We start from the raw sequence: 25,979 nt of genomic DNA on the forward strand, positions 1-25,979 counted from the left end.
GCAATAACATTGCTGTAATAAAAAGCTTGCAAAAACTTTTAGACGCTTTATAATGCGCGCTTAAGTTGCCGGGGTGGTGAAACTGGTAGACGCGCCGGATTCAAAATCCGGTTCCCGCGAGGGAGTGTCGGTTCGATTCCGACCCTCGGTACCATTTATATGTACAGAGACGTGCAACTGAATACGAAAACCCGCAAGCCGTAAGGCTTAGCGGGTTTTTTATTGTCCGAAGACACCTCATGAAATGCCGGGACATACACCGGAAAGTGTTACCTTTTTTTGTTACCTCGCCGAACGTCCGGCGCTGAAAGCGGAGCTGGAAATCGCAAGTACGCGCTCGAAGTAGAAGAGGAGCAATTAATTTGCTCAGCTGACACATCGGGCATGGACGGCTTTTACCGCCGGCAGAATTGCAACCCCGAAATCGTACTCATGATGGAGGCCTAAACTAATGCTGACCGGCACCCTGTACGCGATGCCGCGTATTCACCTGGAAACGCTGTTCCGCACCGAAGCCAAACTGGCGACCATGGAAGTACCGGCGCCTTCGCCAGTACCGTTCAAAACTCAAGGCAAAACGGCGGTGATTGCAATCGTCACCGACGCCACGGCAGAATTGGGCAGCATCGGTATCGTCGGTATTGTCCCGACCGGCGACCAGAACGCCATCGAGATTGTTAGCAGCAACGCGCTGAACAAACGACCGACCGGACGCCACAACGCCGGAAGGCAAACGGATACCCTTTTATTGTCTTTTCATAGCTTTTTTATTTCCAGCGTACCGCAGACATAAAAAAAGCACTTGGCTTATGGCCTAAGTGCTTGTTTTATTGGTGGCGACACCGGGAATTGAACCTGGAACCTCGGGGTTATGAATCCCGCGCTCTAACCGGTTGAGCTATGTCGCCGTGATCTGGTAAAGAGCTGCTATTATATGGATTTGACGATATTGTGTCAAACGTTGAAGCGGAAGTGCATGACGTCGCCGTCCTTGACTTTATAGTCCTTGCCTTCCAAACGCCACTTGCCGGCGTCTTTGGCGCCTTGCTCGCCTTTGTAGGCGATGAAGTCGTCGTAGGAAACCACTTCGGCCCGGATAAAGCCTTTTTCGAAATCGCTGTGGATTACCCCGGCTGCTTGCGGTGCCAGTGCGTTGACCGGGATGGTCCAAGCGCGGACTTCTTTGACGCCGGCGGTAAAGTAGGTCGACAAATTCAACAACTGATAGGCAGCCCTCACCACTCGATTCAATCCGGGCTCTTCCAGGCCCAAGTCGGCTAGAAACTCTTGTTTTTCCTCATCGTCCAGTTGCACGATTTCGGCTTCGATTGCGGCGCAAACCGGCACTACCTTGGAGGCTTCGTTGTTGGCGAATTCGACGACTTTATCCAGCATCGGATTGTGTTCGAAACCGTCGTCTTGCACGTTGGCAATGTACAACACCGGCTTGATGGTTATCAGGCACAGTTCTTTGATCAGTTTGGCTTCGTCTTCGGACAGGCCTAGGGTGCGTACTGGAAAGCCGGCGTTCAAGTGTTCCTGTACCCGTTCCAGTACCTCTTTACGAGCCAGTTCGTCCTTATTGCCGGATTTGGAGGCCTTTTGCGCTTTTTGCAGCGCGCGCTCGACGGAACTCATGTCCGCCAAAGCCAATTCGGTATTGATGACCTCGATGTCGTTGATCGGATCGACCTTGCCGGCCACGTGAATCACGTTTTCGTCCACGAAACAACGCACTACGTGCACGATGGCGTCGGTTTCGCGAATATTGCCCAAAAATTGGTTGCCCAAGCCTTCGCCCTTGGAGGCTCCTGCCACCAGTCCGGCGATGTCGACGAATTCTATGGTCGTCGGCAGCACGCGCTCCGGCTTGACGATTTCAGCCAGTTTGTCGATGCGCGGGTCCGGGACCGGCACGACGCCGACGTTGGGATCTATGGTGCAGAATGGGTAGTTTTCCGCTGCGATGGTGGCTTTGGTAAGCGCGTTGAAAAGCGTGGATTTGCCGACGTTAGGTAAGCCGACGATGCCGCAATGTAGAGCCATGATGATTTGGAGTTAGATGCAAACGTCCCGTTGCCGAACGGGGCCAAAGCGGCGAATTATACCGCTGCGTCGCCGATACTTCACCTGTGCGTGTGTCGGATCTCGGACGGGCCGGTTCATATCTTGATGCGTTCCGGCGCCACTCGGTTTACCTCGTCTATGGTAGTCAGGCCGGCGGCCACCTTTTCCGCGCCGCTGAGCCGCAACGGCCGCATGCCTTCTTTGATGGCGAGTCTTTGCAATTGGGCTAAATCGCAACCTTCCGCGATCAACTTTTGCAGCTCCTGGGTGTTTTCCATGATTTCGTAAATGCCTATCCGTCCGGCATAGCCGGTATTGCGGCATTCTTTGCAGCCGACGGCGCGATACATTTTTTTGGGCGCGGGACTCTTGAACGGGAATACCAGGGCCTGCCATTGGTTTTCGTCGACTTCGATTTCCTGTTTGCAGTGGCAGAGCACCCGGATCAGGCGCTGCGCCATGACGCACAGTACGGTTTGTTGAATCAGATAACCCGGCACGCCGATATTCAACAAGCGGGTTACCGCCGCCGGGGCGTTGTTGGTATGCAGGGTGGAAAACACTAAGTGGCCGGTCAGCGAGGCTTGCACGGCCATTTCCGCGGTTTCCATGTCGCGAATCTCGCCGACCATGATGATGTCCGGGTCTTGCCGCATCAAGGTGCGTATGCCGGCGGCAAAATCCAGGCCGATGTTGGGCTGTACCTGCATTTGGTTGAAGCTGGGTTCGATTTGCTCGATAGGGTCTTCCACCGTACACAAGTTGACTTCCGGGGTTGCCAGGCGTTTTAGTGTGGAATACAGCGTGGTGGTTTTACCCGAACCGGTAGGCCCGGTCACTAGAATGATGCCGTGGCTTTGGCTGCTGACGCGACTCCACACTTGCATTTCTTGTTTGTTGAAGCCAAGTTGTTCGTAGTCGCGCAGCACCACTTCCGGGTCGAAAATCCGCATCACCAGCTTCTCGCCGAACGCGGTCGGCATGGTCGACAAGCGCATTTCGATTTCCTTGCCGTTGGGGGCTTGGGTTTTCACCCGTCCGTCTTGCGGTAAACGCTTTTCGGCGATGTTCATCCGGCCCAAAATTTTCAAGCGGCTCAATACCGCATTCAAAATCGGCTTGGGAAATTGGTAAACCTGGTGCAGTACCCCGTCAATGCGAAAGCGCACGTTGCCTTGATTGCGGCGCGGCTCGATATGAATATCGCTGGCACGTTGGTCGAACGCGTATTGCAGCAGCCAATTCACCAAATTGACGATGTGCTGGTTGTTGGCGTCCAAATCGGACGATTTACTCAACTCGACCAACTGCTCTAAGTTTTGGACGTTACTGATTTCGTTTTGTCCGGTTTGCGTGCTGGCGCCTTTTAACGAGCGGGAAAAATTATAAAACTCGTCGACGTAGCGTTTGATTTCGTCCGGGTTGGAAAAGACGCAGCGAATCCGGCCCTGGTGCATTTTGTTCAAATCGCGCTGCCAGGAGCGGATGAAGGGTTGCGCGGTGGCCACCACGACTTCGTCGTCGCTGATTTTGATCGGCAAAATGTTGTAATTGGCCGCGTAAGCCTTGCTGAACAAGGTGGTGACCTTGGCGACGTCGATTTTCAGCGGGTCGAAATAGTAGTAGGGAACATTCAGTTTCGGGGCCAACCACTGGGTCAAGTCTTCCAGACTCATCAGTTTGCCCGACTGACTGCGGTCGCCCAGCTCACAGTCAGCCAGGACTTTTAACGGATGTTTTTGCGCGTTGATCCCGGCTCTGGCGTATTGCTCGGCTTTCTGCAGATCGGCGGGCGACAGTTTTCCATCTTGCTCCAACCAGGCGATGATGGCGAATATGTCCAGCTTATGGTCTTCGGTATGGCTGTCTTCCCGCATGTGTCCGCACGAATCGATAGAAATGGTTTAAGTCTAGCGGAATCATTGCGGGCGGACGTAGCCGGCGTCGAAAACTGCGGTGCGCGGCTGCGTCAAACCGAATCGACCACGCCCCGGCCCGCTCGTGTAAACGAGGACGGAGCGTCGGCGCTGGGCATCTAGGGAAACGCGATAACGATATTCATGGATAGCCGAGGCTATGCCAGCATGAGTTTGTAAATGTAATGCTCGCCGGCATGATTGACCGTGCTGTGTTCCAGCGTTACCGAAAAGCCGAATTCCGGGGCGATGTGTTTCGGATCGTGCTCCGCCCCGACAAATTGCGAGTAAGGAATATAGATGCGGGTATGCTCGCTAATATAATCTTTCACCTGCCGGAAAAACCGTTTCAAGATTTCCCTGCCGCCGTCGGCATTCAGCCCGAAAGTACCGTCCGCCGGATAGTAATTGAAATTGAACACGATCAAGTCGAACAGCTTATGCGGCACATCGGCAAACAAATCGCTGTGCAAAAAATCGATGGGCCCCAGGTGCGAATTCAACCGGCTGTTTTCCAGGGTACATTGCACTGCATCGCGGTTGAAATCCACGCCGGTCACCTGGCCGCAACCGATTTTTTTCAATAAAAATGCGAAATAGCCGCTACCGCAACCCATGTCCAGCGCCGTTTCGGCCGGCGCTTGCTGCAGGATGAAATTGCCGAAAAACGGACTGGTCAGCCCGAAGTCCGACGGAAACACGTTTTTGGCGATGGTTAAGGTGATGCCGTCCAATTCGGTGACGTAGGGTTGTTTATCCAAATAATGGGCTAACTCCTGTTGACGAAAGTCGATGCTCATATCCTGTGCTGTCATGGTCTGCAATGTCGGGTAGTCGTTGGGAAAGGTGTGTTCCGGCGCATGCTACCGTAAAGTCCGCGATTAACTCAAACCGGCTTTGGGTTTTGCCGGCGGCGCGCGGCTGGGCCAGATTGTCAATCGCAGACCCGGCAAACCGCAGGGCTCCCTCATTAAACCATTCGAGCCGGCACATCGTTTAATACCACCCGCTCCCTTTACGCATACGCTTAATGGCTATGCGTTTGGTTTTGGCGCGCCTGGTCATGTTTAAAGCGGCGTAAAGATAAACAAGTTACGACAAGCGCAGCGGCAGCTCCAGGCGTAGTCGTACCAAGCCCCGCCGCGAACCACACGAGGCCCTAGACCCAAGCTGCCCCATCCCGGAGGGCGCCTTGGTAACCGGCGTGCCAAGTATCCTGTGTTCATTCCCAGACATTGCCGTGCATTGCATGCAAACCCCAGCGATTGGCGGGCAGGCTGGCCACCGGCACGGTCTTGCCCCGAAACTCGCTTTTTTCGCCGTCGGCATAATGGTGCCCCCCGTGGTAGCTCACCAAAGCCGGCGTGATGTTGCCGCCGAAGGCAAACGGTGGTTGTTCCCGCCCGGCAGGCGTATTCCCATTGCGCCTCGCTGGGCAAACACAGTTGTAAACCGGGCAGCAATTGGTTTAGCACCTGGATGAAGTACTGAACATCCTGCCAGGATACATTTTCGACCGGCAAGTGCTCATCGCCCTGGAAATGACTGGGATTATTGCCGGTCACCGCTTGCCCAAGGCCTGCGTGCAGGCGGTATCAAACAGCCGGAAACCCGCAGCAAAGCTCACTTCGTGTTGCCCCAATAATTCCGGGCTATCGCGGTAATCGTCCATCAGCGCCCGATACGGCGCATGGCGGGGCAGCAGAGATTGGAGTGACCAACGTACCCGGCGCTTGTCTTCGCGAAACGGCGTCAGCCGCTGACTATCGTCTTCGGGGGTGGTGCATCAACACAAAACTGAAATCGGCCTGGGCCTTCTCCAGTTCCGCGACCGCGGCATCCAGATTACGGCGGCCTATCCATACAGCGTTGTAGTCTTTGCCGTCGGACAAACTGCACAAGGTGGTGTTGATTGCCAGCACGGCAATCAAGCATCTATTTGCGTCGAAGCGTTGTAACGGTTGGCAGGTGTTGTTCTTGGGGAATTTTCTAATGTCTTTGAAATAACGGTCGTACCATTTTTGGAACTCCTTGAATTTGTTGAAATGGTACTTTGGCTTGCCGTTAGCGAAATACTCGACGGATTCGTTCTCGCTTTTTAAGGTGCGCGCCAAGCCCTCAGCAACACTTTTATCCACATCATGATTGCCCGGCGCGATGAACAAGCGGGTTTTATCCAAATCGGAAGCCGCCGACATAAAAATCGGACACATGTATCCAGCGAAAAGCCATCATCGTGTTCCAAGCGATAAACGATTGCGAAAATTAGCACGGCAAACTGGGCGGGAACAAGGCCGGCTTTGCCAATAGCGACGGGGCATCGCTGCCGCCAACCATGCTTTGATTAAACAACCCGAAGTTTCTCAGATCGTTAACAGAGCAAACGGCGCAACAAAGCGGCCACTTTCAGTCCGAAAGATCGAACAACTGGCGCCAAGCCGGGTCCGGCTGTCCTTTAAACGCTACGGCGTTGATTTCTAAATTACCTAAGCCCATGTAAATATGAGAAAAACCGGCTTGTTTCAAGGCATTTAACAAGGATTTTTCGCTAAAACCGGTTTTGTGAGCGTAGAAATCCCGGCCGCTACGCTCGATCTCGACGCGTAGCCGTAAAGCACGTCCAACACCATAATCGGTCCGGCCTTGGCCTGATACAGGGTGTCTTCCAAGTCCAGTTGATTTTCCAGGGTCTTACGCATGACCGCTAGCAAGTCCGGCACCCGAATGTGCGCGAAGCCACCGGGTTTGAGCACGTGTAAAAAACCGGCCAATACCAGCGGCACATCGTGCCTATAGTAGTGCTCCAGATTATGCGAACAATAAACCGCATCGAAGCCGGCGGACTCCAAATCGGTCAACCGGCGCGCGTCGCAGACGATATCCGGCGAACCTTTAGGATCGATGTCCAGCAACAATTGCCGAAAATTTTGATACTGGCCGGGTAGTGCGATGGCTTTGCTATGACCGCCGACGTTTAATAGTGTTTTCCTTGTTTTGCCTTAGCCGGTATATGCCGGCTAATTGTGATTGTCAAAATAGCGTGCGCTTGCTCTATGAAGCTATCTTAACTGACTTGCGTCAAAAACCGACGCTTGCGCATTTTGCTGGCGGCGGCGAATAATTGATCGATGTTTAATTTTTAGGTATAGTGCGCCTCAATTTCCATCCGTCTGCTAAGATGAGCCCCCGGAGGCCCACTATGTTAAAAAAATTTCTGCATTGGTTGCTGACGCTGCTGTACCGAGTCAAGGTCGTCGGCCTGGAAAATTACCACGCAGCGGGAGCACGGGTATTGATCATCGCCAACCACACCTCGTTTCTCGACCCCTTGTTGCTGGGGGTATTCTTACCGGACGACATCACTTTTGCGATCAACACCCATATTTCCCAGCGCTGGTGGCTGAAGCCGTTTTTACGCTTGTCCACGGTGTTTCCGATGGACCCAACCCATCCCTTGTCTTTAAAAGCCCTGATCAATCATCTACAGCACGATACCAGAACCGTGATTTTCCCCGAAGGGCGCATCACGGTGACCGGCTCCATGATGAAGATCTATGACGGCCCCGGCATGGTGGCGGACAAATCCGGCGCGACCATTCTGCCGATTCGCATAGCCGGCGCGCAGTACACGCCGTTTTCCAAGCTGAAAAACATCGTGCGCCTGCGCTGGTTTCCAGCGATTACCCTGCATATTCTGCCGCCGACCCGCATCGATACCCACGGCCAATTTACCGGTAAAGTCAGGCGCAAAAAAAGTGGACACATCCTGGCCGACATCATGACTGAAATGCTGTTTGCCACCAGTCATTATCAGCAAACCCTATTCTCCGCACTATTGGAGGCCCGCCGCGTCCACGGCGGCAAGCATCGGGTGGCGGAAGACATGGAACGCAAACCGCTCGATTACGACGATGTGTTAACCCGTAGCATCATCCTGGGCCGGCTGTTGAAACCTTTGACCGAGGCCGGGGAAAACGTCGGCGTGTTACTGCCCAATTCCGCCAAAACCTTGTGCGCGATACTCGGCATTCAGCTGTATGGCCGGGTGCCGGCCATGCTGAATTATTCGATCGGTTCAACAGGCATGCTATCGGCCTGCAACACCGGCCAAATCAAACACGTGGTGAGCTCGCGCAAATTCGTCGAGCTGGCCCGTTTACAGGACGACATCGAGCAATTGGCAAAAGCCGTTCAGATTACCTATTTGGAAGACTTGGCCGGCAGTTTGTCCGGCATCGACAAATTGACCGGCGCATTGCTGGCCAAGACTGCCGGCCTTTGGTATCGCGGCGGCGATGGCGACGATGCCGCCGTCACTTTGTTTACTTCCGGCTCGGAAGGCGCTCCCAAAGGCGTGGTGTTGTCGCATGCCAACGTGTTGGCTAATCTGCTGCAAGTCAAATCCCGCATCGACTTCAATTCGCGCGACATCGTGTTGAATTTTTTACCGATGTTCCATTCCTTCGGTTTTACCGTCGGCACCATGCTACCGGTGGTCAACGGCATGACGGTGTTTTTCTATCCGTCGCCGCTGCATTATTCCATTATTCCGGAAATGGCTTACGAAGTGGGCGCCACCATCATGTTCGGCACCAATACGTTTTTGGCCAATTACGCCAAAAAGGCCAATCCTTACGATTTTTACAGTTTGCGTTATGTGGTGGCCGGGGCGGAAAAATTACAGGAATCCACGCGGCAAATGTGGTTGGATAAATTCGGCATCCGCATATTGGAAGGTTACGGCGCCACCGAAACCTCTCCGGTCACCGCGGTCAACACGCCGATGGACTACAAAGCCGGCACGGTCGGCCGCTTCATGCCGGATATGCTGCACAAACTGGAAGCGGTTCCCGGTATAGACGAAGGCGGCAAACTGCACGTCGCCGGACCCAACATCATGAAAGGCTATTTGCTGCCGAACAATCCCGGCGTGCTGGTGCCGCCCTGCTCTTTATACGGCGAAGGTTGGTACGATACCGGGGATATTGTCAGCGTCGACGACGAAGGCTTTATCCGCATCCAGGGCCGCAGCAAACGCTTCGCTAAAATCAGCGGCGAAATGGTGTCTCTGGCCTTTGTCGAACAGCTGGCCGCGACCGTCTGGCCCGATGCTCATCACGCGGTCGTCAATCTGCCGGACCCGAAAAAAGGCGAGCAATTGGTGTTGTTAACCAGCCAGCGCGGGGCAAATCCCAAACAATTGGCCGCGGCCTCGCCCGGCGTTGCCTCAATCAACTTACCCAAGAAAATTTTTGTGCTGGACAAATTGCCGGTACTGGCCACCGGTAAGACCGATTATCCCGGCGCCACGGCTTTAGCGCAGTCCTTGTTGGATCACGCCGAGCACGACGAGGCAAGCGAGGTTTAGCGTTTCGACCGAGGGGAGCCATGCCCAGCATTGACTCCCGACTGGAATATCGGCAGCCGGCCGATTTATTGAGCCGTTTCGTCGGCCAAAAATTCTTGTATGGCTTCGCGGATATCCGCGACCACTTTTTTGTTCTTTTGCTGGATTTTCAGCTGTTCGAAGACCATTTTCACCACCGGATCGTCGTCTTCGACCGCACCGGCGTAATATTGCAGCGTATTCAATGCGTTGTCCCTGACTTCTTCGTTGCCGTCCAATAAGGCCTGCGATAAGGCCTCCACGGTTTCCCGGGTCGGCACTTCGATATACGACAAGTAATCGGCCGCCGCCGCCCGCACCGCCTCGGCTTTATCCTGCTGCAGGGCAGCGCGCATCAGTTGTTCGGACTTGGGAGAAGGATAGGCCGACAATTGCTCGATTGCCGCCACCCGTTGTTCGACGCTCGCATCCGCCAGCAATTTGCCGGCTTCTTCGATTTGCTCCATATCCGCTTGCGCCTCTTCAACCGCGTCTTCTTCGCTTGCTTGGTAGTTTTGCGCGGCTTCCAAGCGTTCTTGCATAGCCGCCGGGTCTAATGCCGGATTGGCTTCCGCCGCTTCTTGCGTTTGTGCCTCCTGCAAGCCGAAAAAGCGCTGTATCTCAGACCAATGCTGCGACGCCCAAAAAGCGGAGGGAACCACAATAACCGCGGCAGCCAAAACCAATGTCAATCCGATATAGAGTTGTTTACGTTCCATGAGTGAAGCTTAAAATACCAGTGAAACAAAAAACGCAGGGGCAAGGTAAACCGCCCCTGCTAGTAAAGCTTAAAGAACCGGAATCACCCCGTTATCCAGGCCGGCCGGACTGCTGACGCAGCTCGGGTGATCCGTGGTGTTTGGGGTTACCGTAGTAACCAAGGTCATTTCGTCGCCTTTCGCCCCTTCCGCTGCGCCGGTTTTAAAACCGGCGGGGACGGCATCCAATTCCAGGGCTTTTCTGATTTTCCAAGCAACCGCGTGGTCGGTACACGAGGTATCGCCCGATACGCCGATAGCGCCGATTTTCTTGCCGTTTTGATACAGCGCCAATCCGCCACCGAATACGTTGACTCCGCCGATACGTTTCTTGATCAACGGATCTTTTTTAGTCCCGTAAGTGCTCGGAGATCCGGCATAGGCGCGGCCGGCATCGACCGGGTTGCTGTGTTGCAAGCCGTATAAGCTACCGCCCGGCTGGGTCAACCCGTACAGATTGGCGGTAGAAATCGAAAATCCGTCCAGGCTGAATGCATTGGCGGTATTGGCTTTTTGGGCGGAGATCACTCGGCTGCCCAGCCAAGACACATTGCTGCGACCGTTTTCATCTTTTTCGGTACCGCTGGAATTAACCACCTCGCAAACCTTGCCGGTTTCGTCGACGCTGGTTACCCACATCTGCAATTTAAATCCGCCGCTATCTTGGGCATCGACTACCGTTTTGGCGGTCTCTTGCAAATTACCGGCTGCGGCAATGGCTTTACAATCGGCCGTCACAGTGCTTGAAAATACGGTGGCAATGCAAGCCAAGGGCAATATCACTTTATTTTTTATCATACTCACTCCCCCGTTTAATTATTGTGTATGTGTACCTTTCACAAGGCGGCTCATTTTCACATCAAGCCCAATACTTGTCTACCTCATAAACTCGGTCGCTAGTAGCGAATTTAGCTATCGCAAAGGCAGGCAAATCGCGGCGTCAAAACAAAATTCGCAATACCAGTGCCGCGAATATTCCGGCTGCCACGTCGTCTAGCATGATCCCCAAACCGCCGCTTACCCGCCTGTCCAACCAACCGATAGGCCACGGTTTGATAATGTCGAACAAGCGGAACAACATAAAACCAGCCGCCAAACTTTGCCACGAGAAGGGTACCACGGATAAAGTCAGCAACAGGCCGGCAATTTCGTCCCAAACGATACCGCCGTAGTCGTGGACTTGCAGTTTGCGTGCGGCCTGATCGCATATTGGAATTCCGATCAGAACAACAGCCGCGGTAACCAGCCAGTACAGCCAATCCGGCGTTTGGCTCAGTCCCAGATAGAGCGGTATCGCCGCTAAACTGCCGAAAGTTCCGGGCATGCTCTTGGCCAAACCGGAACCGAAACCGAATGCCAGAAACAGCACAGGGTCGTTAAGGATTTGCTTGGCGCTTAAACCGGCGTTGCCGTAGGACGCTCTAAAAAAAATGCTCATAGCCTTTGGCTGCAATAGTTTCTTCCCGTCCCGCCCGTCGAATGCGCAAGCCGGGCTCGGCTTGAATGACGCCTATGCAGTAGCAACCGGCGGGCACCAGATCGCCCCGCTTCGCCGGCACGGTAAAACATAATTCGTAATCGTCGCCGGCAATCAGCGGCATGCGCCAGTCGCCGGTCAAGCGGATGTACTCCTGCACCGGAGCCGACAAGGGCACGCGTTCCCATTCCAAACACGCGCCGACCTCGCTTCTGTCCAAAATATGTCCGAGATCGGCGGCCAGTCCGTCGGAAATGTCGATACAGGCGTGCGCCACACCGCGCAAAGCCAGTCCTTCGGCGATTCGCGGATGCGGCTTATCCATTGCCTTTAACGGCAGGTCGGGTTCGGAACACGCCCAACCTTGTTTGATTTTTAAACCCAAGCCGGCATTACCGACTTGTCCGCTGACATAAATCAAGTCCCCGACTTTTGCAGCAGAGCGCAATAAAGCCCCGCCTTGCGGCAACGATCCCATCGCGGTTACGCTGAGCGTCAGCGGACCTGCCGTCGTATCGCCGCCGATCAAATCCACCCCTTGTTGCTTGGCCAAACCGATGAAGCCGTCGGCAAACGCTTGCAACCACGCTTCGTCGGTATGCGGCAAGGTCAGCGACAAGGTCACGGCAAACGGGTGGGCGCCCATCGCCGCCAAATCGCTCAAGTTGACCGCCAATAATTTATGGCCCAACGCGGTGGGATCGACGTCGGCGAAAAAATGTACGTTTTCGACCATGGTATCGGTGGTGACCGCCAACTGGTGGCCAACCGGCAAACTCAACAACGCGCAGTCGTCGCCTATGCCCAAGCGGTTTTGCGCTTGTTGCGGGGCATATTTAGCGAAATAACGCTGAATCAGGTCGAATTCGGCCAACGCCATGGCTAAGAATCCGCCTTCTTCATGCCGATTTCGACGGAGCGGTGTTTTTGCGCGACCTTGTCCAAAATGCCGTTCACATATTTATGGCTGCCTTCGGCGCCGAATTCTTTGGCCAAGTTTACGCCTTCGTTAATAATGACTTTGTATGGCGTTTCCAAACGGTTGATGATTTCGTAAACCCCCAAACGTAATACCGCCCGTTCCACCGGATCGATTTTATCCACCGGCCGGTCGACGAATTCCAGCAATGCGGCGTCGATAATGTCCAGTTGCGCCGGCACGCCGTGTATCAATTCGTTGAAATACGATTTTTGCGCCCCCTTAAGGCGTTGTTCTTCCTGAAAATAGTTTTCTATGCCCGTAAGGCTAGCTCCGCTCATTTGCCATTGATACAGTGCCTGCACCGCACATTTACGGGCATTGGTTTTCGCCTGACTCATTAAACGCCCATGGTTTTGAACAAACTGACCATTTCGATTGCCGACAAAGCGGCTTCCGCGCCTTTATTGCCGGCTTTGGTACCGGCCCGCTCGATGGCCTGTTCTATGGTATCGACGGTCAAAACGCCGAAAGCTACCGGAATGGCATACTGCAAACCGACTTGAGCGATGCCTTTGACGCATTCGCCGGCCACGTATTCGAAGTGCGGGGTACCACCGCGAATCACCGCACCCAGGGCGATAATCGCGTCGAACTTTTGACTGGCCGCCACGCGTTGCACGACCACCGGCAGTTCGAAAGCGCCGGGGGCTTTGACCAAGGTAATATCGTTAGCATCGGCGCCGTGGCGAACCAAGGCGTCGATTGCCCCGGCTTCCAATTGCGAAACGATAAAACTGTTAAATCGAGAAGACACCAAACAAAATTTCCCGCCTTGCGCGGTTAAATGGCCTTCCAATGTAGTGACTGCAGTCATTTTGTTACCTATAACAACGATTAAAATGATTGTAACTATTCAGCGGTTATCCGTTTACTCCCACTCCTGATGGAGAGGAGATTTGTGCTTGGCGCTGAATAATTGCAAATGATTTAGCCCGGTTAGTACGCAATCGGCGCAAATTCGCCGGTGGAGCCGGGTCAAGTGGAGCTTGCGGCAAGGCCAACGCGGCTGCCGCGTAAGTCAAACGCCAGCGGTTAAGTGTCGATATGCTGGACCACTTCCAGGTCGAAGCCCGACAAACCTATGTATTTTTTCTGTGCGCCCATCACTTTCAAACGATGCACGCCTAAATCCGACAAGATGCGGGAACCGGTACCCGTGGTACGCCAATCACCGTCCGCGGTTAAGTCGCGCTGCTGTTTGACGCCGTGATCTTGCATTTCGTAGGCGTGAATCAGCTCCACCAACGACTTATTGTCTTCTTTTTGTCGAATGATCACCAACACGCCCCTGCCCTCTTCGGCGATTTTTTTCATCGCTTCGCGCACCGGCAAACTGCAGTCGCTGCGCTTGGAGAACAGTAAATCGTCGACCAGATTGCGGGCATGCACTCTAACCAGCACCGGCTGCTCGCCCGCCACATCGCCCATGACCAAAGCCAGATGCACGTTGTCGTCGTTGCGGTCTTGATAAGCGTACAAGCGAAAATCGCCGAATTCGGTCGGATACGCGCACTCGCTGATCCGTTCCAAGGTGTTTTCGTGCTTGATGCGGTAATGGATTAAATCGGCGATGGTGCCTATCTTCAAGCCATGGATTTCGGCGAAAGCTTCCAAATCCGGGCGGCGCGCCATAGAACCGTCGTCGTTCAAGATCTCGACGATTACCGCCGCCGGCTCCACGCCGGCCAAACGGGCCAAATCGCAACCGGCTTCGGTGTGTCCGGCCCGGTGCAATACCCCGCCTGCTTGCGCCATCAACGGGAATACATGGCCAGGTTGCACTAAATCGCCGGGCTGAGCGTTTTTAGCCACCGCTTTTTGGATAGTCAAAGCCCGATCCGCCGCGGAAATGCCGGTGGTTACCCCTTCCGCGGCTTCTATCGACACCGTGAAATTAGTGGAGTAAGGGGTTTGGTTGTCGTTAACCATCAGCGGCAAGCGCAATTGCTGGCACCGCTCGCGGGTCAGGGTCAAACAAATCAGACCGCGGCCGTATTTCGCCATAAAGTTAATGTCTTCCGGGCGAGCGAAAGCCGCCGCCATCAATAAATCGCCTTCGTTCTCCCGGTCTTCGTCGTCCATGATCACGACCATTTTGCCTTGGCGCAAATCCTCTATGATTTCTTCTATGCTATTCATCTAATTAATAAAACCGCTGTCATGTAATAAGGCTTCGGTAATATTGCCGCGGCATTGCGCGGCCGCCTCGCCCTGCATTAAACGCTCCAGATAACGGGCCAACAAATCCACTTCCAGATTCACCCGGGCGCCGGTTTCGGTCGAACCCAGCGTGGTTTCCTGCAAGGTATGCGGCACGATATTGACCGAAAATAACGCGCCGTCCACGTCGTTGACCGTCAAGCTGATGCCGTTGATGCAAATCGAGCCTTTTTCGGCGATGTATTTGGCCAGACTGTCGGGCGCTTTAAAGGTAAAACGTATCGAGCGGCCGTCGGGCCGTTTTTGCGTGACTTGCCCGATACCGTCGACATGGCCGCTGACGATGTGACCACCGAGGCGACTGGACGGCGTCAGAGCTAATTCCAGATTGACCGGCGCGCCGACCGTTGCCGATTCGAGTGTGGTGCGCGACAAGGTTTCGTTGGAAACGTCCGCGCAAAAATAATCGGCGCCCAATTCCACGGCCGTCAGACACACGCCGTTAACCGCAATGCTGTCGCCCAGCGCGCAGCCGTCCAGCGGCAATTTGCCGGTGTTAATTTTCAAGCGGCAATCGCCGCCGCGTTGCTGCACGGCAGCGATACTGCCTATAGCCAAAATAATGCCGGTAAACATGCTTACCCCAAATGAGTCATCGAGTCAGGGTCAGGCGTAAATCCGGCCCGACTTGCCTGACTTGAGCGAAGTTAAAAGACTGGCGATCGGAAAGGTTTTGCAAGGCCGGAAAAGCAAACACCCCTCTGGCTTGGTCGCCCAATGCGCACGGTGCGACGTAGACTAACCACTCGTCCACCAAATCGGTCGCCAGCAAAGCGCCATTTAATATGGCTCCCGCTTCCACCCAGACGGTATTGATTTGCCGCCCGGCCAACCACGCGAAGGCTTGCTGCAGATCGACCCGTCCCGCCTGTGCCGCGACCTGCTGTACCGTACAGCCCACGGCTTCTAACGCTTGGCGCTTGGGCGCATCGTCGGTGCAGGTTATTACCCAGGTCTCTCCCGGCAGATTCAGCATTCTGGCGGTCAACGGCATCCGCAATTTGGAATCCAACACGACGCGTACCGGTTGTATGCAATCGAAATCGACCCTGGCATTCAAAGACGGATCGTCCGCCAATACCGTGTCTATGCCGGTCAGAATAGCGCTGCTTTCGGCACGGAAGCGTTGCACGTCAGATCGCGACTCGGCCGAGCTTATCCATTGGCTTTGGCCGTTCGCCAACGCGGTGCGGCCGTCCAGACTCATCGCCAACTTGCTGCGTATATAAGGCAAACCCTTGACCATGCGTTTGATAAACCCCCGATTCAAGCGCTCGGCTTCGGCTTGCAATAAACCGCATTCGACCTGCACGCCCGCCGCTTGCAATTTAGCCAAGCCGCGGCCGGCCACCAGCGGATTGGGATCTTGCATCGCGGCGACTACCCGGCTCACGCCGGCCGCAATCAAGGCGTCGCAGCAAGGTCCGGTGCGGCCTTGATGGCTGCAGGGCTCCAAGCTGACGTAGGCCGTAGCGCCGACCGCCTGATCCGGATGCGCCAGCTTCGCCAAGGCATCGACTTCGGCATGCGCCTGTCCGGCTCTGACGTGCCAACCTTCCGCCACAACCTCTCCGTCTTTGACCAAAACGCAGCCGACCCGCGGATTCGGATCGGTGGTATACCAAGCGTTTGCAGCCAACCGAATAGCCCGCGCCATAAAAATCGCGTCCGCCGCCGCACTCATGATTTTTGCAGGCTGGCAATCATGTCGGTAAATTCGCTGACGTCCTGAAAACTACGGTATACCGAGGCGAAACGCACAAAAGCCACATGATCCAAATCGGCCAATTCTTTCATCACCAATTCGCCGAGCTCCATAGCCGGAATCTCCCGCTCTCCGCGGCTCATTAAGGCTTTTTTGATTCTGCTGATCGCCGATTCTATCGCATCGACCTTTACCGGGCGTTTTTCCAACGCTTTCTGCATGCCGGCGCGTAACTTGGCTTCGTCGAAAGCCACCCGAGCGCCATTGCGTTTGATGATGCGCGGCAAGGCCAGTTCGACCACTTCGAAGGTGGTGAAGCGTTCCTTACAGACGACGCACTCGCGGCGGCGTTTGACTTGATCGCCGTCGTCGGCCAAGCGGGTATCGACAACCCGCGTATCCTGAGCTGAACAAAAAGGGCAACGCATCGATCAAGTTCCGCCGTCAAAGCTTACCATTGTATTACACATCGTTTTATTCACGAAGCCGGAGCACCGGCTTTATTGCCCCAATATACCCGGTGCGACCGAGCGAACGTGGATGTCGCGCTGCGGGAACGGAATTTCGATGCTATGCTGCTGCAGAGCCTTGTATATACCCTTATACAACGCATTGGTGGTCGGCAATCGATCGCTCAATTCCCGCACATAGGCGAAGATTCTGAAGTCAACCGAACTTTCGCCGAAGCCGGCAAACACAATCACAGGCTCCGGTTCTTTCAACACTTTTTCTACAGAGCCCACCACTTGACGCAAGAGCGTTTCGACCTGTTCTATGTCGGTTCCATAGGCTACACCGATGTTGATTTCCAAGCGGGTCATGGTGTCGCTTAAAGTCCAATTGACCAAACGGTCGGTAATGATGTTTTTGTTGGGCACTACCAGTTCTTTTAAATCCCAATCGATGATGTGGGTCGCGCGCATTTGAATACGGCTGACGCGGCCGGTAACCTCTCCGACCGTCACTACGTCGCCGACCCGAATCGGTCGTTCGAACAATAAAATGATGCCGGACACCAAATTAGCGAAGATTTCCTGCAAACCGAACCCCAAACCGACGCCCAAGGCCGCTACCAGCCATTGTACTTGCGTCCAACTGCCGCCAAGTTCGTTGGCGACCGCCAAGAACGCAATGCTCACCCACAAATAACGTCCCAATTGAATCAGCGCATAGCGGCTGCCGGCCGTCATATCGAAGCGGCCGACCAGCAACAAATCGACCAAGGCCGGAAAGTTGCCGACCAAAATCACCGTCAAACCCATATACAACAAGGCCGCCAACAGATTTATCAGCGTCACGGCTTGCACGACCTCTTTACCATCCAGAACTTCCAGATGTTCCCAAAGCACCACTTGGTCGAACACCGACAGGGCCGGCAGAATGGAGCTCCAAATCATCCAGCATCCGACCGCCAGCATCACCACAATTAACGTCGACAGCAACTTGTTGCTTTGCTGTTGTATTTTGGATAAGTCAGGGGTCGCTTCGTCCGCCACGAAGGCTGCGCCTTCGTCACCGACAGCCTGACCGGCTTGTTGTTCGGCCTGTTTGCGCTTTTGCCGGGCGCTTTGTAAGGCCAATTCGCGTTTAGTGACCGTCAGCCAACGGGTCACCAAGGCGTGTATCAATGCCACGACGAATACCAAACGCAGCGTGCTTATCAGCTTTTGCTGCAACTCCAAGGCACTTTGGTAATAGCCGGCCGCGCTGAAGCCTATCACCACCCATGGCAACAACACGATCGCCGCATACCAGACATAGCGCAACCGGCTGATCCAGTTGTCAGAGGTTTCGAAATAGTTTTTCGCCACACCGGTGACGGGATGGGTTAAGCAATGCAACACGAACGACAGGGTCAGCATCAACACGATTTGTGCGCTGCGGCCTAACGCGTGGCTGTATTCCGAATAGGCGTTGTTGCCCGACATGCCGATCAGAAAGATGCACGGTATGATCACGAAGCGCGCCCATTTAAACTGTCGGTATAGCAAATTAGTGGTTCGGGCTTTCCAGTGAAACAGCAGTTCGGCCACGCTATCCGGCTTGAACAGCCGATAAAAAAACTGCACCATGCCCAGAGACAGCGCTGCGGCAGTCAAGCCTGAGGCCAATGCGCGGCTTAAATCGTCGCCGCCCTTGGCTAGATTCAAGGTCCAGCCTGCCCACAACATCAACAGCGGCGCGGACAGCGACAATAGCAGCAAGCAGGCTATGCCGTCCAAGGTATGCCCGAACCCCATCAAATAACGGCTGGCGCCGGTTTTGTTCAGCAAGCCGGCTAAGCGGGCTTTTACCGACTTGCGAAACCGCAAATTCAAACCGACAACGGCTAACGCGGGCAAGCAAACCAACGGGTTGCTGCCGAGTCCTTGCAAAAAAATATTGCCGACCGACAACCATGCGCTGGGACTCAACAAACCTATCAGCGCATGAAACATGTTGTTTAGATAATCTTTGCCGATCACCGGCGCGCTGGGCACCCATAACAAGCGTTGATCCAGGTAGCTGCCGAAACTATCGGCGGCATTCAATAGTTGTTGCAAGGTGAAATCCACGTCGCCCAACACCCGGGCATAAGCGGCATACGCAATGGCCAAACGCCCGATCAAATCCTTTCTATCGTTCAGCAACATACGCAATTCGGCTCGAATGCGTAGCACCTCGCCGGGCGAGGTATCCGGCGGCACATTGGCCGCCAAGGCATCCGCCAAGGTTTGGTTCACATCGACCAAGGCCTTCTTTTCGTCTTCCAATTTGAACATTTCCAAACTGGAGCGGGAAATCTCCTGCTGAATCATGTCGTTCAACGCACTGTAGCGCTTGCGTTCCGGCAGACTGCGGCGTTGCTCTCTCAACAAATTGCCCAACGCCGGACTCAAACCGGCCAAGCTGATTTTCTGTTCCGCGCTCTTGTAATCCTGCTGAACTTCGTTGTAACGGCTTTCCAGATCGCTCTTTTTTGCCAAGTATTTTTCGATGTCGTCGTTAACTTCCCTGAGATTTTGGTTGTACGCAATATTGATTTTGGTGGCTGCCTTGATCAAAGGGTGCTTGCCCTCGGCGTCTTTTTCCGCCTGCGCCAGAACCGCTTGTTCCTTACTGATTTCCGCTTGCCGACGCTCCAACAAACTGTTGTCCAAAGCATCGATAGATAGCGCCAGTTGTTCGCGTTTAATGCCCAACAGATGCCGCTGATCTTTTTGCAGTTGCAAACGCATCGGATTGATGATGTTTTCCAATTCCAAGGCCTTTTGCGTGTTGTTTAACAAATTGGCTCGAGTGTCCAACTGAACCTGCCTGGCTTCCATTTCGATCAGGCTCGCGCCCTGGCCGCCGGCCAAGGTCTGCAATTCTTGCTGTATGCCTAATTGTTTGGCTTTAATGTCGGCGATTTTTTCTCGGGTGCGTTGCGGCCCGTTGGTAAGATCGCTGATCGCGGTGTCGTTTTGCGCAATTTCCGCGTCTAAATCGCTCAAACGCGACTTCAAAATAATCAGGTGCTGCTCCAATTCGTCGCTCGGCAAATCGCTAAACCTTTCGCTTTTACCGTTGGTCAGATTGCGCTCCGCTTCGGCAATTTCGGCTTGCAGGCGCTTGGTTTGCAGGGGCAGTTCCTTAATCGCCCGTTTATACGCCTCGGCCTGCTGTTCTTGATTTTTGATTTCCCTAAGATTGTCCGCGCTTTCCTGATAAGCGCTTATCACCCGATTTTTCACGTCCTCGGCTAAATTTTGCTTATCTTTAACCGATTGGATCCGCTGCTCTATTTCCGGCAACACTAAAACGTTCAGCGACTTTTGCGTGCCGGCATAAGCCAACTGCGCATTTGCGGCCAATCCCAACCAACAAACCAGTAAACTTATGACAAAAAGCGAATATTTCATGAAGCGTTAGACACCGTGAACAATAGTGATATGAATTTAGTGCAGCCCGTTGACGAGCCGGAAGGCGTTATCAAGTACCAGCTCACCCATCGCCATGCCAACATACCCTACGATTTCGACGTAGCCGGTTTAAACGGCTGGCGTAGTCTATTGTTTAAGCTGGGTTTGATCGGACAAAGCCCGGACAAGTACCAAGGCCTCGGATACGGCAACATCAGTTTGCGCCTGCAAGCCGAACGGCAGGCGTTTATCGTTACCGGTACGCAAACCGGACACTTGCCGTATCTATATCCCAAGCATTTTGCCATTGTTGAGGCAGCGGAACCACGGAAAAATTCAATCCTCGCGCGCGGCCCCTGCAAGCCGTCTTCGGAAGCATTAACCCATGCTAGCATTTATCTTAATTCTGCTGCCCAAGCAGTCATCCATGGGCATTGCCCGGAAATATGGCGGCATTGCCGGGCTTTAGGTCTAGCCGCCACAGATGAAAACATCCCGTACGGTAGCGTGCAGATGGCGGATGCGGTTGCCGCTTTAATCGACAGGATGAGAGATCAAAACACTACGGTATTTTGCATGCTCGGCCACTTGGACGGTGTGGTAAGCTACGGCGACAGCCTAGCGGAAGCGGCTACGGCCTTGTTAATTCAATTGGCCCGCGCGTTAGCTATTGAGATTCCCGCTTCCTCTGAGTAGAATCGCACTCTTTATTAGCAAAGGATAATTTAGCATGAGGTCAGAGATTGTTATTTACACGGGTCGCCTGTGCCCTTATTGCACCATGGCTAAACGTCTTTTCGAACGCAAGGGCGTAAGCTATACCGAAATCGACGTCGATTCCAAACCGGGATTGCGCGAGGAACTGATGGAAAAAACCCGGCGCAGAACCGTACCGCAAATCTTTATCGGCGAATTCCACGTCGGCGGCTTCGACGACTTGCAGGCCATGGATACGCGTAAAGAATTGGACCCCTTGCTGAACCTTGGCTAATCCGGCGTAAATCAAGGAATTTCGACGATTTGCAAACCGACCAAGGTAAAGTCACCTTGATTATTGACCCAAATCACCTTGCCTAAAGCCGACATACCGAACTCGTTAATCTGCAATTTGACCGGCGCATTCGGTTTAATCCCCGGGTGCTGCACGGTCAATTTGACGCATAAACCTCTGGCCGAGCGATTGATGCCTTCGACGTGCAGCCGGTCTTTACCAATGTAAAGCTCCGCTGTAAACGGCTCGGTTTTGCGATACCCCCGGCGCTTGATCCACAATTTTTCGGCGTTGTGAACGACACTCTCAAATTCCAAACCCATCAAAATTCTGCCGCGGTCTTCGCGCACCCACACTACTTTAACCTCGCCGGCCAACATCAACTCTTCGACAAATATTTCCGCCCTATCGTCTTCCAACAGCAATGCTTCAAAATCCTCCAGATTCTCCAAAAGTTTGCCGCGTTGTAATTCAATCATCGCGCCTTTGACCGAAACGTCGTAACAATTAAACCGCAAGGTTTCGCCGCCGATATTCAATTCGCCCACGGCATTAAAATTTTTTCTGTATTCTTTTCTTTCCTGGAACATAGTGCGGATCTCTTTTACATCGATTTTGTACTGGCAAAGATAGTCTATTTTCCGTCGGTCTGACTCGGCAACTCGGTACAAGCTGTCGTCAACAGCGGCGGCAGGCGATTTGCGGCTGGATGATCCGGTGTGCGGGCGACAAGCGCGGGTTTGGCTAGTTCAACACGCGCTTGCCTGCCACCTAGGCTGCGATAGCCTATTGAAACTCCGCTATTCTCGTAGGAACGAGGCCTTCATTCGCTTAATGCTAGCGCCACTCCGACATAAATTGGAATACGCCGCCGCAGTTCAAAAGCTGCACTCCCACAAGCAATCCTTTCCATTACCGAAGTAGGAGCTGTCTTCATGAGCATTGGGCGGATTAACCCGTGTTGCGCATCCCGGCCGCGATGGCGTTGATGGTGCGTAACAATGGCTTCATCCAGCGACTTTGGTTACCTTCCTCCTCGTCCTCGTTCAAGGCTTTCAATAAGCTTGCTTGCATGTAGTTTAACGGGCCCAGGTAATCGTTGCGGCGGCGCAACGAGGCTGCCAGTTCCGGATTTTCCGCCAACAAGCGGTCGCATTCGGCGATTTGCAAAATGCTGTCGACGCAGCGCCCGTATTCGGCGGCAATCAAGCCGTGAATTTTGGTGCCAACCTGCGAATCATTACATAAGGCGCTGTATTCGGCGGCTATCGTCATATCGGATTTGCTCAAAGCCATTTGCGCATTGCTGAGCAGATTGCGGAAGAAGGGCCAGGTTTTATACAGCTGCCGTAGCGCGGTCAAGCGTTCCTCATTACCTGCGCAATAGGCCTCCAAGCTGGAGCCTATGCCGTACCAGGCAGGAAAGGTCTGCCGCGATTGCGCCCAGGCGAACACCCAGGCGATAGCCCGCACCGAGTATTTGGAACGGTCTTGCTTTTTGCGGTGCGACGGCCGCGAGCCTATGTTCAACTGGCCGATTTCCTGCACCGGGGTAGCTTCGTAGAAATAATCCAAAAAGCCCGGGGTATGTTCGGTCAATTGCCGATAGCTGTGTTCGCCCAGCCGGGCTAATTCGTTCATCACCGCGATGTTGTCTGGGCGGTCCTGCTCGACCGGTTGGATCAGGCTGAGACTGGCTTTCATCAAGCCGGTGATGCCCATGGTCAATTCGTAAACCGCGGTCTCCATGTTGTTGTAGCGGTAAAACAATACTTCGCCTTGCTCGGTGAATTTGATCTGGCCGCGCACGCTGGCCGGCGGTTGGGCCAATATCGCTTCGTGGGTCGGACCGCCGCCCCGGCCTATGGTACCGCCGCGGCCGTGGAACAAGCGGCATGGCACGCCAAGGTCGTCGGCTATTGCCATCACTTGTTGTTGCGCGCGGTACAAGCCCCAAGCCGAAGCCAGAATTCCGCCGTCCTTACAAGAGTCCGAGTAGCCCAACATGACTTCCTGGCGCAAGTGCGAAGCTACCAGCAAGGCACGGTAAACCGGCTGCGCCAACAGGCCGCGCAGCACGCTGTCGATATGGTTTAAATCGTCTATGGTTTCGAACAGCGGGCTGACGCCGATATGGCAATACCACTGTCCGCCGATCCGGCCGGCCAACCCGTTTTGCGCCGCCAGCAGCAACACTTCCATGATGTGACTGGCCGAATGGGTCATCGAAATCACGTAACGGCTAAAGCATTGATGGCCGACTTCGCGGCGCATTTGCGCCATGATTTGGAAGACTTCCAAGGTTTCCAGGGTTGCCGGTGACAATTGACTGGCGTCATAACCCAGACCGCCTGGAATCGCGATGGCTTCGGCCAAGACCTGCAGGCGCCCTTCTTCGTCCAAACCGAGATAATCGACGCCTAAAGCCGCACCCAAAACTTCCGCCACCGCTTGGCTGTGCCGGCCGGACTCCTGACGCACGTCCAACTGCATCAAGTGAAAGCCGAACACGTCTACCAGACGGATCAAATCCTGCAATTCGCGGTCGGCGACGATTTGCTCACCGTGACTGATCAAGGAGTCGCGAATCAGGTGCAAGTCGGTCAGAAAGCTTTGCAAATTGTTATAGGCGATAGCATCGGTTTGCGAACTATCGCCGGAGATACGCTGCTCGATCAATTCCGCCCGGCGCTGCATGCGGAACTTCATGAAGCACAGTTTGTTTCGGTAAGGTTCTTGCTGCGTGGTGCGTTCCAACGCTACCGCGTGCTCGCCGAGCAAATCCCGGTCTGCGTCCAGACTAAGCAAAAATGCTTCGGTCGGCTCGCACATCCCGTGCGAATAGGCCAGCTGTTCGCGCAATTGATCCAAACGGCGCACGTATTCCTGGGTGATGGTGCGCGCCTGCAAACGCAAGGCTAAGGCCGTGGTTTGCGGCTTTACATTGGGGTTGCCGTCACGATCGCCACCTATCCAGGAGCCGTAATTCAAGAAACCCGGTACCCGTACTTGGTCCGCGGCTTCCGCTCCGTAAACGTCGACCAGCGCCCGGCGAAAATTCCGGTAAACCTGGGCGGTGGCTTCGAACAGGGACAACGGGAAATAAAACAAGCCGGATTCGATCTCGTCTATGACACCCATGCTGCGCACCCGCACTTCGTCGGTTTTCCACAGCAATTGAATTTGACTTTGCAATTTGTCCAGGGCTTCCTCCAGGAAATAACCCTTCACGTCGCCGTGTTGGATCTTCTCCTGACTGATGAACACATTGCGCAAGGCGCCGCGCACCGTGCGGCGCTTGGCTTCGGTCGGATGCGCGGTCATCACCGGCAAATACAGCATCTCGTCCAACAGAGGTTGTAACTGTCCGGCAGTGATTCCCGCGTTCTTGAAACTTAGCAAAGTATCGTGGAACGAGCCGCGCCAGTAATGATTATGCCGTTCGATTTGGCTGCGCCGGGTTTGCAGCTGCGTGGTCTCTTCCGCGATATTCAGCAGGCTAAACAGCATGCTGAAGGCCCGAATCACGTCGCTCAGACTGTCTGCCGGCAATTCCTGCAAAGTATCCAACAATTGTTGGCGTTTAACCGCACCGGGGTCTTTTTGCAATTCCGCGAATTGACGTTGCAATTGCTCGACGGTAGCCACCACCTTGGGACTAGCCTGTTGTTTCAACACCTTATCCAGCATTTGCCTGAGCAAACTGATCGCGGCGCGTACTTCTTTGTCGTCGTATTCGGTTTGGGTTGTCATGCAGTATTTCCGAGAGTGAGAGAAAAGATGAGGGTAAATTACGATGGAATTTTTAAATAGTAAACGCGTAAATTAGTAGGGGAATTGAGCAACTAAGGATAAAAGCAAGCCCCCTGCCGCCCGACTGCAACTGAAATCCGCCGGACTGCGGGTAGTCAATTCAGGCGATGCTTTCAAGCAAGCGAACTAGACCAGGATAGGTCTTCATTGCTTACAAAGCATTGAATATAAATAATTTTGCACAAACTCGCGTCGCGTTTTGCGGCAAGAGACCACCGCCACGAAGTTGAAGCGGCACCGAAATCGAAAAAATTGCGTTAAATGGCGAACAAAAACTGGATAGCCGCTGTGTTTTTTATAATAATCCATAGGGTGCGAAGTGCGGCATCAGGAAACAGCCCAGCATCTCGCCGTTCAATAATAACAAGCAGGAGGTAGAGCTATGCTAGCAAAAATAGCTGTCGCAGATTACATGAGCGAACACGTTGTTACTGTTACTCCGGAAACCGAGGTCACCCATGCATTCAAAAAAATGTTGGATCACAAAATTACCAGCATGCCGGTGGTCAACAATCAAGGCAAATTGGTCGGCATATTCTCGGAAAAAGACGGCATGAAAATTGTTGTCGAGTGCGCTTACAACCAGAGCATGGCCGGGAAAGTCGGCGAATTCATGACGGACAATCCGGTCGTGGTTCAGTCGGAAGAGAGTTTGGTCGACGTAGCGGCCAAGTTTTTGAACTCGGCGATAAGAAGCTTTCCGGTGTTTCAAAACGGCGACATGGTAGGCATTATCAGCCGGGTCGACGTCATGCGAGCCTTGACTGCGGTTCATTAAAC

The 25,979-nt window shown here is 53.9% G+C and carries 23 protein-coding genes, 2 tRNA genes and 1 pseudogene; 6 read left to right on the plus strand and 20 right to left on the minus strand.

Annotation, left to right across the window (positions count from 1 at the left end; genetic code table 11):
• Window positions 1-67: 67 nt before the first annotated feature.
• Both F1E05_RS14245 and F1E05_RS14250 read left to right on the plus strand, forming a co-directional pair.
• Window positions 68-154: transfer RNA gene (locus F1E05_RS14245), tRNA-Leu, on the plus strand.
• A 297-nt stretch (window positions 155-451) separates the two neighbouring features.
• Window positions 452-793 carry a hypothetical protein gene (locus F1E05_RS14250; RefSeq protein ID WP_150049576.1) on the plus strand — a complete coding sequence of 114 codons (342 nt, stop codon included), beginning with the start codon at window positions 452-454 and terminating at the stop codon, window positions 791-793.
• Between the two features lie 38 nt (window positions 794-831).
• Here F1E05_RS14250 and F1E05_RS14255 read toward each other — a convergent pair.
• The 7 genes and pseudogenes from F1E05_RS14255 to F1E05_RS14285 form a co-directional block, all read right to left on the minus strand.
• Window positions 832-908: transfer RNA gene (locus F1E05_RS14255), tRNA-Met, on the minus strand.
• Window positions 909-954: 46 nt separating this feature from the next.
• The gene (ychF, locus tag F1E05_RS14260) at window positions 955-2,046 is read right to left on the minus strand and encodes a redox-regulated ATPase YchF (RefSeq protein WP_150049578.1); all 1,092 of its coding nucleotides are present in this window, start codon (window positions 2,044-2,046) and stop codon (window positions 955-957) included.
• Window positions 2,047-2,162: 116 nt separating this feature from the next.
• Window positions 2,163-3,944 carry a GspE/PulE family protein gene (locus F1E05_RS14265; RefSeq protein ID WP_150049580.1) on the minus strand — a complete coding sequence of 594 codons (1,782 nt, stop codon included), beginning with the start codon at window positions 3,942-3,944 and terminating at the stop codon, window positions 2,163-2,165.
• Window positions 3,945-4,141: 197 nt separating this feature from the next.
• Window positions 4,142-4,783: a methyltransferase gene (locus tag F1E05_RS14270; protein WP_232056659.1), complete on the minus strand. Its 642-nt coding sequence runs from the start codon at window positions 4,781-4,783 to the stop codon at window positions 4,142-4,144.
• Between the two features lie 422 nt (window positions 4,784-5,205).
• A pseudogene (locus F1E05_RS20920) lies at window positions 5,206-5,548 on the minus strand (formylglycine-generating enzyme family protein).
• A gap of 198 nt (window positions 5,549-5,746) precedes the next feature.
• Window positions 5,747-6,196 (minus strand): hypothetical protein, encoded by a 450-nt coding sequence (locus tag F1E05_RS14280; RefSeq protein WP_150049584.1) that lies wholly within the window; start codon window positions 6,194-6,196, stop codon window positions 5,747-5,749.
• 318 nt (window positions 6,197-6,514) lie between these two features.
• Window positions 6,515-6,898, minus strand: coding sequence for a class I SAM-dependent methyltransferase (locus F1E05_RS14285; protein ID WP_197737373.1), 384 nt, complete (start codon window positions 6,896-6,898; stop codon window positions 6,515-6,517).
• A 284-nt stretch (window positions 6,899-7,182) separates the two neighbouring features.
• On the opposite strand from F1E05_RS14285, the gene F1E05_RS14290 reads away from it, so the two are divergent.
• Window positions 7,183-9,351 (plus strand): AMP-binding protein, encoded by a 2,169-nt coding sequence (locus F1E05_RS14290; RefSeq protein ID WP_150049586.1) that lies wholly within the window; start codon window positions 7,183-7,185, stop codon window positions 9,349-9,351.
• Between the two features lie 65 nt (window positions 9,352-9,416).
• Here the strand turns inward: F1E05_RS14290 and F1E05_RS14295 are convergent, their stop codons facing one another.
• The 11 genes from F1E05_RS14295 to F1E05_RS14345 all read right to left on the minus strand — a co-directional run bounded on the left by F1E05_RS14295 (window position 9,417) and on the right by F1E05_RS14345 (window position 20,395).
• Window positions 9,417-10,088 (minus strand): HEAT repeat domain-containing protein, encoded by a 672-nt coding sequence (locus F1E05_RS14295; protein WP_150049588.1) that lies wholly within the window; start codon window positions 10,086-10,088, stop codon window positions 9,417-9,419.
• A 69-nt stretch (window positions 10,089-10,157) separates the two neighbouring features.
• Window positions 10,158-10,925 carry a GlcG/HbpS family heme-binding protein gene (locus tag F1E05_RS14300; protein ID WP_150049589.1) on the minus strand — a complete coding sequence of 256 codons (768 nt, stop codon included), beginning with the start codon at window positions 10,923-10,925 and terminating at the stop codon, window positions 10,158-10,160.
• Between the two features lie 142 nt (window positions 10,926-11,067).
• Window positions 11,068-11,565 carry a phosphatidylglycerophosphatase A family protein gene (locus F1E05_RS14305; RefSeq protein WP_150049590.1) on the minus strand — a complete coding sequence of 166 codons (498 nt, stop codon included), beginning with the start codon at window positions 11,563-11,565 and terminating at the stop codon, window positions 11,068-11,070.
• On the minus strand, window positions 11,549-12,484 hold the full coding sequence (gene thiL, locus F1E05_RS14310; protein ID WP_150049592.1) for a thiamine-phosphate kinase: 936 nt from the start codon (window positions 12,482-12,484) through the stop codon (window positions 11,549-11,551). Before thiL ends, F1E05_RS14305 begins: the two co-directional genes overlap by 17 nt.
• A gap of 2 nt (window positions 12,485-12,486) precedes the next feature.
• On the minus strand, window positions 12,487-12,924 hold the full coding sequence (gene nusB / locus F1E05_RS14315; protein ID WP_150049594.1) for a transcription antitermination factor NusB: 438 nt from the start codon (window positions 12,922-12,924) through the stop codon (window positions 12,487-12,489).
• Window positions 12,924-13,400, minus strand: a complete 477-nt coding sequence (gene ribH / locus F1E05_RS14320) for a 6,7-dimethyl-8-ribityllumazine synthase (protein WP_150049596.1) — start codon at window positions 13,398-13,400, stop codon at window positions 12,924-12,926. Before ribH ends, nusB begins: the two co-directional genes overlap by 1 nt.
• Before the next feature lie 218 nt (window positions 13,401-13,618).
• Window positions 13,619-14,725, minus strand: a complete 1,107-nt coding sequence (gene ribBA, locus F1E05_RS14325; protein ID WP_150049598.1) for a bifunctional 3,4-dihydroxy-2-butanone-4-phosphate synthase/GTP cyclohydrolase II — start codon at window positions 14,723-14,725, stop codon at window positions 13,619-13,621.
• Window positions 14,726-15,382, minus strand: coding sequence for a riboflavin synthase (locus F1E05_RS14330; RefSeq protein ID WP_150049600.1), 657 nt, complete (start codon window positions 15,380-15,382; stop codon window positions 14,726-14,728).
• Between the two features lie 16 nt (window positions 15,383-15,398).
• A complete protein-coding gene (ribD, locus tag F1E05_RS14335; protein ID WP_150049602.1) occupies window positions 15,399-16,490 on the minus strand; it encodes a bifunctional diaminohydroxyphosphoribosylaminopyrimidine deaminase/5-amino-6-(5-phosphoribosylamino)uracil reductase RibD in 1,092 nt (363 codons plus the stop codon).
• Window positions 16,487-16,939, minus strand: coding sequence for a transcriptional regulator NrdR (gene nrdR / locus F1E05_RS14340; RefSeq protein ID WP_150049604.1), 453 nt, complete (start codon window positions 16,937-16,939; stop codon window positions 16,487-16,489). The genes ribD and nrdR overlap by 4 nt, the downstream gene beginning before the upstream one ends.
• A gap of 72 nt (window positions 16,940-17,011) precedes the next feature.
• Entirely contained in the window at window positions 17,012-20,395 is a 3,384-nt protein-coding gene (locus F1E05_RS14345) for a mechanosensitive ion channel domain-containing protein (RefSeq protein ID WP_150049606.1), read from the minus strand.
• Window positions 20,396-20,425: 30 nt separating this feature from the next.
• Here F1E05_RS14345 and F1E05_RS14350 point away from each other — a divergent pair, with 30 nt between their 5' ends.
• Both F1E05_RS14350 and grxC read left to right on the plus strand, forming a co-directional pair.
• Window positions 20,426-21,091, plus strand: coding sequence for a class II aldolase/adducin family protein (locus tag F1E05_RS14350; protein ID WP_150052004.1), 666 nt, complete (start codon window positions 20,426-20,428; stop codon window positions 21,089-21,091).
• A 34-nt stretch (window positions 21,092-21,125) separates the two neighbouring features.
• Window positions 21,126-21,386 carry a glutaredoxin 3 gene (gene grxC, locus F1E05_RS14355; protein WP_150049608.1) on the plus strand — a complete coding sequence of 87 codons (261 nt, stop codon included), beginning with the start codon at window positions 21,126-21,128 and terminating at the stop codon, window positions 21,384-21,386.
• An 11-nt stretch (window positions 21,387-21,397) separates the two neighbouring features.
• Here the strand turns inward: grxC and F1E05_RS14360 are convergent, their stop codons facing one another.
• Both F1E05_RS14360 and ppc read right to left on the minus strand, forming a co-directional pair.
• Window positions 21,398-21,976: a PilZ domain-containing protein gene (locus tag F1E05_RS14360; RefSeq protein WP_150049610.1), complete on the minus strand. Its 579-nt coding sequence runs from the start codon at window positions 21,974-21,976 to the stop codon at window positions 21,398-21,400.
• Between the two features lie 361 nt (window positions 21,977-22,337).
• Window positions 22,338-25,139 (minus strand): phosphoenolpyruvate carboxylase, encoded by a 2,802-nt coding sequence (ppc, locus tag F1E05_RS14365; protein WP_150049612.1) that lies wholly within the window; start codon window positions 25,137-25,139, stop codon window positions 22,338-22,340.
• Window positions 25,140-25,581: 442 nt separating this feature from the next.
• Here ppc and F1E05_RS14370 point away from each other — a divergent pair, with 442 nt between their 5' ends.
• Entirely contained in the window at window positions 25,582-25,977 is a 396-nt protein-coding gene (locus tag F1E05_RS14370; protein ID WP_150049614.1) for a CBS domain-containing protein, read from the plus strand.
• Window positions 25,978-25,979: the final 2 nt, after the last annotated feature.

It is taken from the genome of Methylomonas rhizoryzae (assembly GCF_008632455.1).
GTDB lineage: Bacteria > Pseudomonadota > Gammaproteobacteria > Methylococcales > Methylomonadaceae > Methylomonas > Methylomonas rhizoryzae.